Here is a 15,109-nt window from a genome sequence, read left to right on the forward strand (position 1 = left end):
TAAATAATTGCTTTATCCTTTTAACTAAAAATCAAAGTATTAACAACAATTTATTAGCTTACTATCAAATCTTTTAACCTTTCTGCTGCTTGTTCTGCGGTAATGTCCCTTTGCGGCGAACCGAACATTTCATAACCTACCATAAACTTTTTGACGGTCGCACTTCTAAGAAGTGGTGGATAAAAACTCATATGCCAGTGCCAATGTTCATTAGATTCTCCATTAGTAGGAGCCTGATGAATTCCACTGGAATAAGGGAACGAACATTGAAACAGGGCATCAAAAGCTTTCGTAATTTTAGAAATTGCATCTGCAAAGTTTAAACTTTCCTGTTCTGAAATTTTAGTGATATCCGTATATTGCTTTTTAGGTGCAATCATGGCTTCAAAAGGCCAAATTGCCCAAAACGGAGTTAATACCACAAAATCTTCATTCTGATAAATGATACGCTCGTTGGCTTCTAGTTCTTGTTTTAAATAATCCCCTAATAAACTGCTTTTTTTGTCATTAAAATAAGCACGTTGATGTTGGTCTTTTTTTGCAACTTCATTTGGTAAGGTGGATTGACTCCATATCTGACCATGAGGATGCGGATTGCTACAACCCATGACCGCCCCTTTGTTTTCAAAAATCTGTACATAATTAATGATCTCGTTAGCCCCTAACTCCGCATATTCCTTTTGCCAGGTGTTAACTACCTTATTAATGTCTTCCACTTTCATATCTGCCAGACTTTTAGAATGATCCGGGCTAAAACAAATTACTTTACAGATACCCTGCTCACTTTCAGCTTTAAATAAGCCTTCGTTTACGGTAAATTTTGGAGAAGTGGTTTGCAATGCGGCAAAATCATTAGTAAAGACATAAACATCTTTGTATTCAGGGTTTTTTTCTCCGTTGATCCTGGTATTACCGGCACATAAGTAACAATTAGGGTCATATGCAGGACGTTGCTCGTTAGCAATAGCTTCGTTTTGTCCTTGCCAGGGTCGTTTAGCCCGGTGCGGAGAGACTAAAACCCATTCTCCGGTAAGAATATTAAAACGCTTATGTGAATAATCTTGCAGGTATGTTTCCATGCTTTTTTTCTAAATTTGTTAATTAACTATTTGTGTTCCCTGTGCTAGCTTTACACTATAAACGGAACAGTCTGTTTCAAACGCTTGTCTGAACTTTTTAGACACTTCTTTTTTAAACTTCTTAAACTCATCTTTTTTAACTAGATTAATGGTACAACCACCAAAACCTCCTCCCATCATTCTAGAACCCAGTACATTTTCATTTTCTTTGGCTCTGTCCACTAAAAAATCCAGTTCGGCACAGCTTACTTTATATTTAGTACTTAAGCCTTCATGAGATTGATATAATAAATCCCCTAAAGTATTAATATCATCTTTTTGAATAGCTTCAGAAAATTCTAGTACCCGATTGTTTTCATTGATAATATAACGTGCCTTTTGGTAATCCTCCTCAGAAATATCAGATTTAATTTTATCTAAATCTTCTTTAGAGGCATCTCGTAAAGCAACAATATTTAGTAATTTTGAAACCTTTTCACATACTTCACGTCTGTCATTATAGGCACTTTCGGATAAATCATGCTTTACATTTGTATTGATCAGCATTAATTTATAATCTTTGAAATCAATTTTGTAGGGTTCCGATTCTACGGTTCTGGTATCTAGTAATAGGGCACTTTTTTTGATACCAAACATGCTGGCGTATTGATCCATAATACCACACTTCACGCCTGCGTAATTATGTTCTGCTTTTTGAGAAATTAGAATCATCTCATGTTTGGTTAAACCTAAATCAAACAATTCATTTAATCCGTATACAAAACTATTTTCTAACGCGGCAGAAGAAGACATCCCAGCACCCCCCGGTATATTACCAGCAAAAACACTATTAAAGTTACCCACAGTTTTTCCGAAGTTTTGTAACTCTGCTACTACACCTAAAATGTAATTTCTCCAACCGCCTTTATTTAAAGGTGCTATACCTTCCAGATCAAATTCATACATTTCTTCCTTATTCAAGGCATAGGCTTTACTCTTTTTTGAGTCACTCTTACTAATGGCGAGAGCAATTCCCTTATTTATTGCAGCCGGAAAAGCAAATCCGTCATTATAATCCGTATGTTCTCCAATCAAATTAATTCTACCGGGCGAAAATATGAGTAAGGGCTTATCCTTATCTTTAAACTGAGTTTTAAAACTGCGCTTTACTTCTTTAATTAATTTTTTATTCATAATGATTTGTAAAACAATTATCTAATATTTACTACACCTGTATGCTTGAACGTATAGATAAGTGACTTTTTAAGAAGTTTCTTATATAATATGATAGGTCATAACATGTATGTAGCATTTGTATTTTTTCTCTTTTATAAATGTAATTTTACAGTGATTTTCTAATAATTAGGCTATTAAAATTTTCTACTTGTGCAAATTCATTAGTTAAAATCATTTGCGCTAATCGTTCCCCCATAAGTTTAAAATCTGTTGAGATGGTTGTAATACCTCCTTCTACTATTTCTTTTAAAATCGTATCGTTATAGGAGATAATCCCAATATCTTTAGCTATCTTAAAATGTTGTTTTTTAATGTTTTTTATCACCCGAATTAGATTTTTATCATCCAAAATAATATATACTTCACCTTGTGATAATGTTCTGTTCCTAAGTGTTTCGGTAACTTCATACGCAATATGATAATCCGTACAGAAAGATTTAAACCCTTTTAAAATTCCTTTAGGTTGGAGTTGTTTTTGAAAAAGTAAAACTGCTTTTTGATACTTTTTTAGCAGTTTCAATCCTTCTTGCAAACCCTGATATATGTCTTTTTTAAAATTTTGGTAAATCGAAGGATATTGGATCAATTCCTTGTGGGTTTGATCCAGGATGTAAACTTTATCTTTTGGAAGTCGCTTCATCCATTGTTCAGTTCCTTTAAGGTGGGCAGGCATAATTACATAATAACTATAATCACCAACATTGTCATTGATTAATTTAGCAAATACATCCGGATTGAAATGATGAAAAAAGATATCTACCTGTACGTTTTTACCCATGCCAGCTAGAAAAGAATTGTATAAATCTTCTTTAAAAGAATTAAATTCATCAAAGAGTAAAAATACCTTTTGATTTACATTTACATCCTCACTCATTACATAATAACCCTTGCCCACCACGGACTGAATAATTCCACGAGTTTTTAGTTCGTTAAATGCCGTAAGAACTGTATCCCTAGAGAGAGAATGTTGTTCCTTAATACTATTTAAAGAAGGTAGTTTATCTCCTCTTTTTAAAGTGCCTTTTATAATTGCATCTTCAATGGAAGCAACAATTTGCTTGTACTTGGGCGTACCAGATTTTTCTTCAATTGTTACAATTTCCATTTGACAAATATAAAACATAAAATCCTAATAACAAACTGGTAGGTACTGGTATGGTAATTTTTATTTTTCTGATAGATTTATAGATGCAAGGTATGATATGTTCAAATGTGCTTCTATATGTTTACAAATAAGAAAGAGTGTATAAAAAAATAGACAAAAGCAATTTTAGCACTTTTTATAAACTTCGAATAGGCTTTTTAGGAAATATATAAAGTTATCTTTATTAACAGTAAATGACTTTGACAAGCTTCTAAAAGTTTTATATTTATCAAAAAGAGATAAAGTAATTCTTCCGTCTTAATGAAATCTAAAAGCAACACGCCTCTATTTACTATTGGTTTACTAATATTATTAATGGTTTACTCCTGTAAAAATGAAGTTCAAAATGAGAAAAAAAACGAAGATAAAGAAGAGAAAAAGGAAGAAACTATAGCTGTTAAAACACCCGAAGGCATGGTGTGGGTAGCACCAAAGAAGTTTTTACAGGGCGGTAAGGCTAATGATCCGTATGCTATGATGCGTGAAAAACCTGCACACTACGTTAGCGTAGATGGTTTTTTTATAGATATTACCGAAGTTACCAATAAACAATACAAAGACTTTGTGGATGCTACGGGCTACATCACGGTTGCCGAACGTGAAATTGACTGGGAACTACTAAAGAAAGATTTGCCTCCGGGTACGCCTAAACCTCATGACTCTATTTTACAGCCTGGCAGCTTGACCTTTAATAAAAATGTGGAAGCTGTGGCTAATATGGAAAATTATACGCAATGGTGGACCTGGAAGATTGGAGCCAATTGGAAACAACCCCAGGGTCCAGGTTCTTCTATAGAAGGGCAGGATTATTATCCAGTGGTGCATATTGCCTACGAAGATGCGGTAGCTTACTGTAAATGGGCAAATAGAAGGCTTCCTACCGAGGCAGAATGGGAAGCTGCAGCACAAGGCGAACATACCAATGCCATTTTTACCTGGGGAAATAACCCGGAACTATTGGATCAAAAAGCGAATACCTGGCAGGGTACGTTTCCAACCCTTAATGATCCGGTAGACGGTTTCAAATACATATCCCCGGTCAAATCTTACGAACCTAACTCCATAGGGATCTATGATATGTCCGGTAACGTTTGGGAGATCACCAGTGATTATTTTAATGTCTCTTACTACGCTAATCGAACAGATGAAGACAGTACCAACCCAAAAGGAGCAGATAAATCCTATAACCCAAACAATCCGTACGCCGTAGAACATGTAATCAAAGGAGGATCTTTTCTGTGTCATGCCTCTTATTGTGCCAGTTATAGAATTTCGGCACGTATGGGAACCACCGCCGACTCCGGATCAGATCACGTAGGATTCAGAACCGTAGCTACTAAGGAGATGTTGTTGAATGGTGATGGATGATACGGGTAGAGTAAGGGATAATTGGTAAGGTGGGAGTTTTTATGTATGACCTGATTGGGTTTAGAATACAACAACAAATTGTTGCCTATAGATAATAGGATGGAGAACTTGTAATGCTGAAGGAAAGAAAAATTTTCTATGTAAACCATTGTGAGATTATTGTATAGCAAAATTAAAATAAAATGTCATAGTTTGGTATAAATAAAAAGTTGCTCTGGGGTATGGTTAAACTTTCTTCTAACGTTTTTAGCTTGTGCCCATTTCTTTTCTATAGGGTTTAATTGCGGACTATAGGGTGGCAAGAATTCTAAAGTATGCCCTTCTTTTTCCTTTACTTCGAAAACCCATTGACGGAAATCTAATAAATGAACTGGTTTAAACTTTTTTAGTTTAGTACATGACAAAAAACAGATAACTATTAAAAAGTCCATAAAATAAGTTTGCTTTTTGTTATATAAAAATACCGGAGTTCGGTATATTAAAGTATTATTCTTCAAGTAATGACTTTAAAAAAGAACTCCGGTATCAGGGCTAAAAATATGGAATTGTTAACACTCTTTAAAGCCCATTTTAAAGGTAACCTAAACCTAGCTAGAGGTAGTGTCCATTTTAGTGTGTCTGGGGTTGTTTAGAAAAAGTTTTCAATCAAATTAACAATCACGTTTTTTTAGTTTATTCTCAAATTTAAAATTATATACGGGATAGGCATACTTTTTATTGCCTTTTTCTATAGCGACACTGGTAATTAAGGTCAATACTGATTCTTCGCTAGGGAGTCCGGACCTTACTTTAAGGGTCCTTCTTGCGCTTCTGTTAAAGCGTTCTATCCAGTTGGTAGTATAGAGCATTCTTTGTACCCTATGGTCAAAATCCAGATAAGTAAGGTAATCTTCCCATGGCACTTTGTCTATATGAGAGATCAGTTTTGGGTAGTCTTTCCATTTGATCTTGATCTGGCCTATCTTTTTCATTGCCTTTTCCCGGGTATGACCTACTACACCTGGCGAGAGTACTTCTCTGAGGTCTTTTGCCAGTTCCGCTTTATCCTGATGGCGTACCCTTGCCTGCAAGTTTCGCTGCAAGTGTACGCAGCACAACTGATGCGGGGTAGCTTTCCACACGCTGGCTACAGCTGAGGTAATACCACTCAAGTTATCCGAGGCCACCAGTCCAACTGTTTGTAACCCCCGTTCTTTAAGTCCCTGTAGCACCAACCTCCAACCTGTAGCTGATTCATTGGGCAGGGTTTCTATAGCAATGACCTCCCGGGTATAATCTTCTTTTAAGGCTAGTATAATATAATAGCATTCGTTTTGGTATTTACCGTTGCGCCTGACTTTTACCTGCAACCCATCTATAAAGATGGCAAGGTAGTGGGACTCCAGGGTACGCTCTCGCCATAGGCGCATCTGATCATAAAAGCTTTGGGTGAAATTACTAATGCTACTTTTGCTATAGTGACGCCCATAGAGAGTTTGCATTACTTCACCGATATCCCGGGTAGTAAGCCCTTTACCGTAGAGCTGAAAACTTACCTCGCGAAGGTAATCTTCTTGCTCCCTGAACAGGGCTAGAAGTACTGGGCTAAACATACTCTGACGGTCCCGGGGGATGCGCAGTTCTAACTGGCAACCCTGACCAAAGACCTTCCCCAAACGGTAGCCATTGGCTTTATTACCTTGAGTAGCATTTGTAGCCAAAAATTCGCTGCACTCGTTGTAAAGCATTGCGTTAAGTACCATTTCCAGGACATCATTGAGCCCGGTTGGCTTTTCTAAAAATTTGCTCAGTACAAATTCTGTTTGTTTCTTTGTAAGGTTCATGGTTTCCTTCAATTTTTAAAATTTTACAGTGATGTTAATTTTGTAAAATTGTTAAATTGTTGGAAACTTTTTCATTACACAGACACACTTTTTTGGACGGGTATCTAGCTAGAATCCGTTTTATCTGCTTGTTTATAGATGCTTTGTGCAAAGTAAAGTCGGTCAATTTTGTCAAACTTGCTGCTGGCTTTGCCACATTAGTGGATGCCTCAAGTAATTACAGGCGTATCCAACGCTTTATGGCACTTGCCGATTTATTTGCAATATAGGTAGCCAAGCTTATCTTTAGCTTACTTCCCCAGAAAAAGGGTTTGGTTTTATCTATGGATAGGACCAATTGGAAGTTTGGTAATAAAAACATAAACATCCTTATGCTGGGGGTTAGTTATAAAAACGTTGCTTTCCCCTTACTCTTTAAAATGCTTGACAAAAGGGGAAACTCAAATACTAATGAACGTATTGAATTAGTTCAAAGTTTTATGGATTGCTTTGGTAAGGATTGCATTGACTGTTTGTTAGCAGATAGGGAGTTTATGGGGAAGAGTGGCTCAACTTCCTTAACAAGAACAATATACCTTACTTCATCCGCATACGTAATAACTTTAAAATATTTTGTCCAAGAAAGCAACGGGAAATTACAGCACAACATTTGTTTTATAACCTGAAAGTTGGAGAGTTAAGGCACTATTCAAAAATAGTTAAAATGCACGGAGAATATTGTTATGTATCAGGTAGTAAAACTATCAAAGAAGGAAAAACAGACTTCTGTATTATTGTTTCCTTTAACAAACCAGAGCAAGCCCTGGAGTACTACGCTAAAAGATGGCAGATAGAAACCTTGTTCAGGGGTTTGAAAACCAGTGGGTTTAACCTCGAGGATACTCACCTAACCCATCTTGATAGGCTAGAGAAATTAATTCTACTAGTTATGATAGCATTTATATGGTGTTATAAGATTGGTGATTTTATTGATAGGGAACTAAAACCAATAAAAGTTAAAAAACACGGTAGAAGAGCTGTATCTATATTCAAATATGGATTAGAGTATCTCTCTAAATGCTTGCTGAGAGTGTAAATTAAACCTTATCTGAAGATTTAGAATTACTAATTTTAATATTTACTCAGATAAGATGATAACTACAGAACAACAAGAATTAGAGAAGAAAGCCCTTGAGCAATTTATGACGGGCAAGAGTTTATTTGGCAAGGACGGTGCATTTGCACCGATACTAAAGAGTTTTATAGAAAAAGCTTTAGAAGCAGAGATAGAGTTTCATTTAAGCGATGTTGAGCGTTTAAAAGGCAATAAGCGCAATGGCAAATCCAAAAAGACGGTTAAGAGCAGTGAAGGTACTTTTGAGATAGAAGTCCCCACAGATCGTCAAAGTAATTTTGAGCCAGAATTAGTTAAAAAACGCCAAACGATTCTAGCAGAGAACTTATCGGAGAAGATTATTGGTTTATATGGTCTTGGGATGGGTTTACGCGACATCTCAGCTCATATTAAGGAGCTCTATGATACCGATATCTCTCATACGGTATTGAGTCAGATTACTGATAAGATCATTCCTGATATCAAGGCTTGGCAGAGTCGTCCTTTAGAATCGATGTACTGTATTGTTTGGCTAGATGCTATGCACTATAAAGTCCGGGTTGACGGTAAGGTAGTACACAGGGCTCTTTATAACATTTTAGGTATTAATAAGTCCGGATACAAAGAAGTACTAGGGATGTATGTCTCAGAGAGTGAAGGGGCTAATTTTTGGCTACAAGTACTTACGGATCTTCAAAACAGGGGTTTGCAAGATATTTTAATTGCCTGCACAGACAACCTAAAAGGCTTTACTAATGCTATTATCAGTGTTTTTCCCAAAGCCATCACTCAACTTTGTATTGTCCACCAAATTCGTAATTCCTTAAAATGTGTAGCCTCCAAGGATCAAAAGGAGTTTTTAAAGGATTTAAAAAAGGTGTATCGTGCTGTTAGTAAAGATATGGCCGAGGAGGAACTTTTACGGTTAGAAGAGAAATGGGGTAGTAAATATCCAGTGGTCCTTAATAGTTGGCAGAACAACTGGGAGGAACTCTCACAGTATTTTCAATTTAGTGCCCCTATCCGTAAGATGATCTATACCACTAATGCCGTGGAAGGTTTTCACCGTCAAGTGCGCAAGGTAACTAAAACTAAGGGTGCATTTACCAATGATATGGCTCTGCTCAAACTAGTTTATTTAGCCACTAAAAACATTCAGAAGAAATGGACATCCCCTTTACAGAACTGGAGTTTAATTATCCAGCAATTATATATCAAATTTGGGGATCGGGTAGAACTTGATTTGGAGGTAAAACCAGGTAGTTCGTGACGCTACCGCTAGGGTTCATTTTAAAAACAATTCGATTTTTTCAAATCAATTTTGTGAAAAGAAAAAATCAAATTATTTTTAAAACGTAAAAATAAATTTAGACAGAGTTTAGTCTACACAATCTAATTGTTTGATTCTGTGTTCTTGATTGCTTTTATATACCACTCTGAGTTGTGCCATTTGTCGGAACCCTTCCATAGTCCATCGCTGGCCTGATAGTTTTAAGCGTTGTTGTAATACATCTTTATGAGCAGATTCAATAGCACCTGAACCGATAAGAAGCCCTTTTTCGAGATATCTGTGGTATTGCATCCTGTCTCTGTTTTGTTTGTAATAACTGATTAGTCTATTTCTCTTTGCTGTGGTTTTTTGTTGTTTAGGTAATTCTTCAAGTACTTCGATAATAAGGTCAATACCTTTGTCTAATATCTGTTGGGAAAGCTTATTTATCCAATCATGCCTTTTGTTTTCATCCTTGTAATATAATTTGGCAAATTCGCATAAATGTTCTTTACTATGGTAATAATCTACAATTTGTATACTCTCGGGATAGTATCGTTCTACCCACTTCCAAATCCACCTGGCACCATCAGCGATAAAGACAAGGTTGTTCAGGTTCTCTAGATGATAGTCCATCTTAGAGGTGAACTCTTTATGATCCCCCAGGTGGGTAATATAAGTCGAGCTAGTTAGCTCCGTCCGGCTTGGGCTTACTTCAACAATATCTTTGGGTTGGTAGACCCTACCTAACTTACTTTCCTTCCAACTTTCTTCCCGTGTCAGGTACATAGCTCCATCGACACTTACGTAATGAAGTTCATTAGCCTTCTGATAATCATATTCTTTGTAAACCTGCTCTGAGATAACTTTGGTATCAGCATCTTCTATCCACTGCCCATACCTATGGCAGATACGCTCTATTTGTTTGGCATTGACACCTGCCCCCGTTAAACTATTGATAACTTGTTCGGCATCGCTGAAAACTAAGTGTTGCCCTATGAAACACATCGTCTCTTGGGCTAGGCTACTAATAGCCATACTACCCGGACTTTTAGCTATAATATGAGACTTACATACTTCTATCTTTCCGTATCGGGTGTGAAGTTTTTTTTAAGTTCTTATCATTTGGTATAGCTCCAACTGATAGCTGTAGGACTTCCTGCTCTATCTTTTCCATCATAAAGGCATATGTAAACTCATATTGATAACCATTCTCCATACGCTTTGGATCGGACTCCCATTCTGTAAAATGCTTCTCAAATATAGCTAAAGCTTCGGCTTTTTTACTCATTATATTTTTATCCCTAAGATAACTATTTCTTCCTAAACGGATTTTTGTCGTACAACCATTTTAATTACTACCACCTCCTTCTCACTTACCGAAGTTAATTTACCATTTGTCTACACTTAATTTACCATTCGTCGAAGTTCAACGACAATTTCCGGTATAAAATTGCATTTTTATCACCTATTAAAGTACAACTAAAATGAAGACGCTTAAAATTCTACTTATTGAGGATGATGAAATTGAACGTTTAAAATTCGGGAGAGTTTTAAGTAAGAATGGGTATCCACATCAACTTCAGGAAGCAATTAACGGAGAAGAAGCTATACAAATTTTAGAAACCCCTTCTCAATTACCAGATCTGATTTTATTAGACTTGAATATGCCAAAAATGAACGGTCTCGAGTTTCTTACTATGTTGAAAAAGGACGAAAGGTTAAAATATATACCAGTTATTATTTTAAGTACTTCCAATAACCATAAAGATGTTAAGCAATGTTATGAGGCGGGAATCGCCGGCTATATGATCAAGCCACTCAAATATGAAGCTTATGTGGATAAAATGAAGGCACTGCTTAATTATTGGAGTCTGAATGAATTATTTACTAGTTAGTACATAGCTTTTTTATAAAATTCAATCAAGGGAATTATCAGTATTTATAGAAAAATCTATATCTTTAGAAAGCAATTAGGAAAAGTTGACAACAACTGATTGATTTTGAATAATTTATAGATAGATTGTAGTTTGGTTTATAAAGTTATAAGTAAATCATCAATTATCACACAGGATCTTTAAAGGCTAACTAGTATATACAAAATGAATGAAAGGTATTGTATTTACAGAGTTTTTAGACCTGGTTGAATCTAAATTCGGTCTCGAAATGGTAGATCGGATCATTACACAATCCACGTTAAATTCTAACGGAGCTTACACGGCTATCGGAACTTATAAATTTTCTGAGATGGCCGAACTTCTCACTAATTTAAGTCTAAATACCGGGATTGATGTGCAAGAATTACTACTGATCTACGGAGAACACTTCTTTACAGTTCTGCAAGAAAGCTACGGAACCATGTTACGCCAATATGCCGGACCTATCGAATTGTTAAATGCAATAGAAAATCATATTCACGTAGAGGTTCGTAAAATATATCCCGAAGCAGAATTACCTTCTTTTGAAGTTTTGAAAAAAACCGATAACTCTTTAATAATGATATATAAATCCGATAGGGCAATGTATAGTTTTGGTCTGGGCTTGATGCGAAGTGCGTTTCGATATTTTGATAAAAAAGCCACTATTACTTATACTAAACTTAAGACTGACGGAACCGAAGTGAAATTTGATATATACCTTCTGGATGACTAGAGCCACTACCGAAATTTTAGAAAGAGCTTTACAACGTGAAAAAACTGCCAGAAAACAAGCGGAAGCTATCCTTGAGCAAAAAAGTAAAGAACTTTACGAACGTACTCAGGAACTAAAAGCCGCTAATACTCGTCTCGAAAATTTATATGATACTAAAAATAACGAACTACAAGGTGTATTCAACAATTTAGTAGATGCTTACATTTTAATGAATACGGAAGGGAAGGTCATTGAAATGAACCAATCCGCCAAAGAACTATTTGGTTATGATATCCAAAAAAAACCACTTAATGTAACTACTTTAATCTATAAAGATGATAAGGCTTATGCGATGAAGTCATTTCAGGAATTATTGCAGAAAGGTGCTTTTACCGATTATAAAGCAAGGGTGTATACAAAAAATAAGGGAGTACGATCCGTACATATCAATGCAAGCTTAATTAAAAATAATGATAGCATTATAGGAGCGCAGGGTATTGTACGTGATATCACCGAGCAATTACAACAGGAGCAGCAACGTGAAGAATTACTGATTGAATTAGAAAGTAATAATAAAGAGTTACAGGATTTTGCGCATGTGGTATCGCATGATTTAAAATCCCCCCTTCGGAGCATGAATGCACTGATCACCTGGTTAAAAGAGGACTATCAGGAAGTACTGGATCAGAATGCACAAAAATCCTTTAATCAGCTTCTTCTTAAAGTAGAAAAGATGGATCATTTGATTGAAGGAATTCTTCGTTACTCCAGTATTGAGCGTACTCAGCAAAAAAATAAAGCAATCGACCTTAACCAGTTAATTAATGAAATTCTGGAAGTCATTCATTATCCGGATCATATTCAAGTACAAATTATCGATGAATTACCAGTAATTCAGGGAGATCGTTTCCGTTTACAGCAGCTTTTTCAGAATTTGATTAGTAATGCTATTAAATATAACGATAAGGAAAAAGGAATTATCACTTTGTCTGTAAAGGATAGCGGAGACTACTGGGAGTTTGAAGTTTCGGATAATGGCCCAGGCATTCCGGAAGCCTACCATCAAAAAGTTTTTGAGATTTTTCAGACCATTACTAATTCAAAAGAATCTACCGGGGTAGGATTGTCAATCGTCAAAAAAGTAGTAGACCTGTATAAAGGGGAAATTAAAATTTTGTCAAATAAAAATGGGGCAACCTTTCGCTTTACCCTGCATAAATAGGAAAAGTCCGAGTATTAGGTTAAAAATAAATTAGGCTTAAAGTTATCAGTTCATTTGAACATTGAAAAATAAAATAAATGAAAATTCAACAGTACCTAAAACAAAACGGTGAAGCATGGAAGCTTTTATCAGATGAAACTTTTCTACTTCAAAGACCTCTGGTTTTTGTTTTTGGAAACCGATTTCAATTAGAAAATGATAAGGTTTATGAAGAAATACGATCTTTATTTCCGGATGGAGAATTGATAATAGGATCTTCAGCCGGAGAAATACTAGGAGAAAATGTATACGACGATGCTATTGGGGTTACTGCGATTGAATTTGAAAAAAGTACTTTTACCGTACAGCGTACTAATATTCTTAATTATAATAGAGATGCTTTCCGAACTGGGGAAATCCTGGCAGCTCAAATTGATGCTAAAAAGCTTAAACATGTACTGGTTATTAGTGAAGGCAGTTTTGTTAACGGTTCGGCGTTAGTAGACGGTTTACAAACCAAGCACACATCGGTTTCTTTTACCGGAGGGCTATGCGGTGATGATGCAAGGTTTGAAAAAACATTATTAGGGTATAACGAATCACCTAAAGAAGGAGAGGTACTAGCTATTGCCTTTTACGGAGAAAGTCTGGAGATAACCAAAGCACAGTTCGGAGGATGGACTCCATTTGGTCCCGAAAGGATAATTACCCGGTCTGCTGATAATATTTTGTATGAATTAGATGAAAAACCAGCATTACAGCTTTATAAAAAGTATTTAGGAGAAAAAGCTTCGCAGTTACCACAATCCGCTTTATTGTATCCGCTAAGTGTAAAATCAGCAAATAAAGAAGAAGCTATTGTACGAACCATACTATCTATTGATGAAGACAATAACGCTATGATATTAGCAGGAGACGTGCCCGAAGGTTCAATGGTGCAACTGATGATGGCAAATATTGATAAAATTGCAGAAGGAGCAGCAAAAGCAGCCGAACTCGGAATGGCAACCCGTAGACAAGAACCCGAACTTGCTATTTTGATTAGTTGTATCGGCCGTAAATTAGTAATGGATCAGCGGGTCGAAGAAGAAATTGAGGAGGTAAGAGAAGTTATTGGTACTTCTGCTACAATTACCGGTTTTTACTCTTACGGAGAGTTGGCTCCGTTTAATGGGAGTCAAAAATGCGAACTTCATAATCAAACGATGACCTTAACCCTTTTTAGCGAATAATGAATTCTTTATTAAAACGTCAAATACGTAAAAATTTACCTCAAAAATACCAGGATGATCCGGAGTTGGCAGAGTTTTTAGCGGCAATTGAAAAGTCTTATGTGAACTATGAAGATCAATTTGCCATGTTACAACGAGCTATGTCCATTAGTTCTGAAGAACTATTTTCTGCTAATCAAAAATTAAAAGAAGAATCTAAACAGCAACGTCTAGTTATTCAACGCTTAACAGATGCAACTAAAATCCTAAAATCCCTGAAGGTAAATAAAGAAATTGCTAGTAATCATAAAAGTGAGACCCTTACGGGAATAGAACTGGCAAAACTTATTGAAGAGCAGGCGCTAAAAATTTCAAGGTTTGAAAAAGAACAAAGCCAAATTTTAAAAGATTTGGAAAAGAGTAATGAAGAGCTTAGTAATTATGCTCAGATAGTTTCACATGACCTAAAATCTCCATTACATAACGTACATACACTTATTGCTTTTATAAAAGAAGATACGGATAGTTTAAATGGGGAAACATTAAGCCATTTAGGTCATATCGAAAAGAATCTTGAAAAAATGCATAACCTGATAGATGGTATTTTACAATATTCCAGGATTGATACACAAACCAAACCCGACGTGGCGTTTGACTTACATCTTTTAGTAAAAGAAACCATTGATAGCATATCCAGTGGTGACCATATTGATTTTATTATGGACACCTCTTTACCAGTTGTAAAAGGAGACCCTTTTCGAATCAAACAGGTTTTTCAAAACTTACTTAGCAACTCGGTAAAGAGTATAGAAAAAGACAAAGGTTTGATCCGTATAGGTCATGAAGAAAAAGAGGACTTCTGGCAATTTTATGTTATTGACAATGGAGTGGGAATACCGGAGCGTTACCACGAAAAAATTTTTGAAATTTTTCAAAGCCTGGATACTGAAAAAAAATCTACAGGCATCGGACTGTCTATTGTAAAAAAAATTGTAGACTATTATCAAGGTAAAGTCTGGCTTTCATCCAAAGAAGGGGAGGGAACTTCGTTTTATTTTACCATTGTTAAATAAC

16 protein-coding genes are annotated in these 15,109 nt (G+C 35.8%); 8 read left to right on the forward strand and 8 right to left on the reverse strand.

Translation table 11 applies throughout. The annotated features are described in order from the left end of the window. Positions 1–53: 53 nt before the first annotated feature. The 3 genes from NBT05_RS07130 to NBT05_RS07140 all read right to left on the reverse strand — a co-directional run bounded on the left by NBT05_RS07130 (position 54) and on the right by NBT05_RS07140 (position 3,399). Positions 54–1,079, reverse strand: coding sequence for a UDP-glucose--hexose-1-phosphate uridylyltransferase (locus NBT05_RS07130; RefSeq protein ID WP_265772806.1), 1,026 nt, complete (start codon positions 1,077–1,079; stop codon positions 54–56). Positions 1,080–1,097: 18 nt separating this feature from the next. After that, the gene (gene galK, locus NBT05_RS07135; RefSeq protein WP_265772807.1) at positions 1,098–2,252 is read right to left on the reverse strand and encodes a galactokinase; all 1,155 of its coding nucleotides are present in this window, start codon (positions 2,250–2,252) and stop codon (positions 1,098–1,100) included. 148 nt (positions 2,253–2,400) lie between these two features. Continuing rightward, positions 2,401–3,399 carry a GntR family transcriptional regulator gene (locus NBT05_RS07140; RefSeq protein ID WP_265772808.1) on the reverse strand — a complete coding sequence of 333 codons (999 nt, stop codon included), beginning with the start codon at positions 3,397–3,399 and terminating at the stop codon, positions 2,401–2,403. Between the two features lie 300 nt (positions 3,400–3,699). Here NBT05_RS07140 and NBT05_RS07145 point away from each other — a divergent pair, with 300 nt between their 5' ends. Further along, positions 3,700–4,806 carry a formylglycine-generating enzyme family protein gene (locus NBT05_RS07145; RefSeq protein WP_265772809.1) on the forward strand — a complete coding sequence of 369 codons (1,107 nt, stop codon included), beginning with the start codon at positions 3,700–3,702 and terminating at the stop codon, positions 4,804–4,806. 185 nt (positions 4,807–4,991) lie between these two features. On the opposite strand, the gene NBT05_RS07150 is transcribed toward NBT05_RS07145, so the two are convergent. From NBT05_RS07150 to NBT05_RS07160, 3 genes are all read right to left on the reverse strand, one after another. After that, a complete protein-coding gene (locus tag NBT05_RS07150; RefSeq protein WP_265772810.1) occupies positions 4,992–5,237 on the reverse strand; it encodes a transposase in 246 nt (81 codons plus the stop codon). A gap of 219 nt (positions 5,238–5,456) precedes the next feature. Next, the gene (locus NBT05_RS07155; protein WP_265772811.1) at positions 5,457–6,629 is read right to left on the reverse strand and encodes an IS256 family transposase; all 1,173 of its coding nucleotides are present in this window, start codon (positions 6,627–6,629) and stop codon (positions 5,457–5,459) included. Positions 6,630–6,846: 217 nt separating this feature from the next. Then, positions 6,847–6,990: a hypothetical protein gene (locus NBT05_RS07160; RefSeq protein ID WP_265772812.1), complete on the reverse strand. Its 144-nt coding sequence runs from the start codon at positions 6,988–6,990 to the stop codon at positions 6,847–6,849. Between the two features lie 228 nt (positions 6,991–7,218). Between NBT05_RS07160 and NBT05_RS07165 the strand changes: the two genes are divergently transcribed. Both NBT05_RS07165 and NBT05_RS07170 read left to right on the forward strand, forming a co-directional pair. After that, complete coding sequence (locus tag NBT05_RS07165) at positions 7,219–7,704, forward strand: transposase (RefSeq protein WP_265773218.1); 486 nt, start codon at positions 7,219–7,221, stop codon at positions 7,702–7,704. Positions 7,705–7,759: 55 nt separating this feature from the next. Further along, on the forward strand, positions 7,760–8,992 hold the full coding sequence (locus NBT05_RS07170) for an IS256 family transposase (RefSeq protein WP_265772813.1): 1,233 nt from the start codon (positions 7,760–7,762) through the stop codon (positions 8,990–8,992). Between the two features lie 108 nt (positions 8,993–9,100). On the opposite strand, the gene NBT05_RS07175 is transcribed toward NBT05_RS07170, so the two are convergent. After that, positions 9,101–10,030 carry a UPF0236 family protein gene (locus NBT05_RS07175; RefSeq protein WP_265771901.1) on the reverse strand — a complete coding sequence of 310 codons (930 nt, stop codon included), beginning with the start codon at positions 10,028–10,030 and terminating at the stop codon, positions 9,101–9,103. 31 nt (positions 10,031–10,061) lie between these two features. Further along, positions 10,062–10,283 (reverse strand): hypothetical protein, encoded by a 222-nt coding sequence (locus tag NBT05_RS07180; RefSeq protein WP_265771902.1) that lies wholly within the window; start codon positions 10,281–10,283, stop codon positions 10,062–10,064. Between the two features lie 196 nt (positions 10,284–10,479). Between NBT05_RS07180 and NBT05_RS07185 the strand changes: the two genes are divergently transcribed. The 5 genes from NBT05_RS07185 to NBT05_RS07205 all read left to right on the forward strand — a co-directional run bounded on the left by NBT05_RS07185 (position 10,480) and on the right by NBT05_RS07205 (position 15,108). Further along, positions 10,480–10,890 carry a response regulator gene (locus tag NBT05_RS07185; protein ID WP_265772814.1) on the forward strand — a complete coding sequence of 137 codons (411 nt, stop codon included), beginning with the start codon at positions 10,480–10,482 and terminating at the stop codon, positions 10,888–10,890. Between the two features lie 208 nt (positions 10,891–11,098). After that, complete coding sequence (locus tag NBT05_RS07190; protein ID WP_265772815.1) at positions 11,099–11,644, forward strand: heme NO-binding domain-containing protein; 546 nt, start codon at positions 11,099–11,101, stop codon at positions 11,642–11,644. Continuing rightward, a complete protein-coding gene (locus NBT05_RS07195) occupies positions 11,637–12,845 on the forward strand; it encodes a sensor histidine kinase (RefSeq protein ID WP_265772816.1) in 1,209 nt (402 codons plus the stop codon). The genes NBT05_RS07190 and NBT05_RS07195 overlap by 8 nt, the downstream gene beginning before the upstream one ends. A 77-nt stretch (positions 12,846–12,922) precedes the next feature. Then, positions 12,923–14,056, forward strand: a complete 1,134-nt coding sequence (locus NBT05_RS07200; RefSeq protein WP_265772817.1) for an FIST signal transduction protein — start codon at positions 12,923–12,925, stop codon at positions 14,054–14,056. Continuing rightward, positions 14,056–15,108 (forward strand): sensor histidine kinase, encoded by a 1,053-nt coding sequence (locus NBT05_RS07205; protein WP_265772818.1) that lies wholly within the window; start codon positions 14,056–14,058, stop codon positions 15,106–15,108. Before NBT05_RS07200 ends, NBT05_RS07205 begins: the two co-directional genes overlap by 1 nt. Position 15,109 lies beyond the last annotated feature (1 nt).

It is taken from the genome of Aquimarina sp. ERC-38 (genome assembly GCF_026222555.1).
In the GTDB taxonomy this organism is placed as follows: Bacteria; Bacteroidota; Bacteroidia; order Flavobacteriales; family Flavobacteriaceae; genus Aquimarina.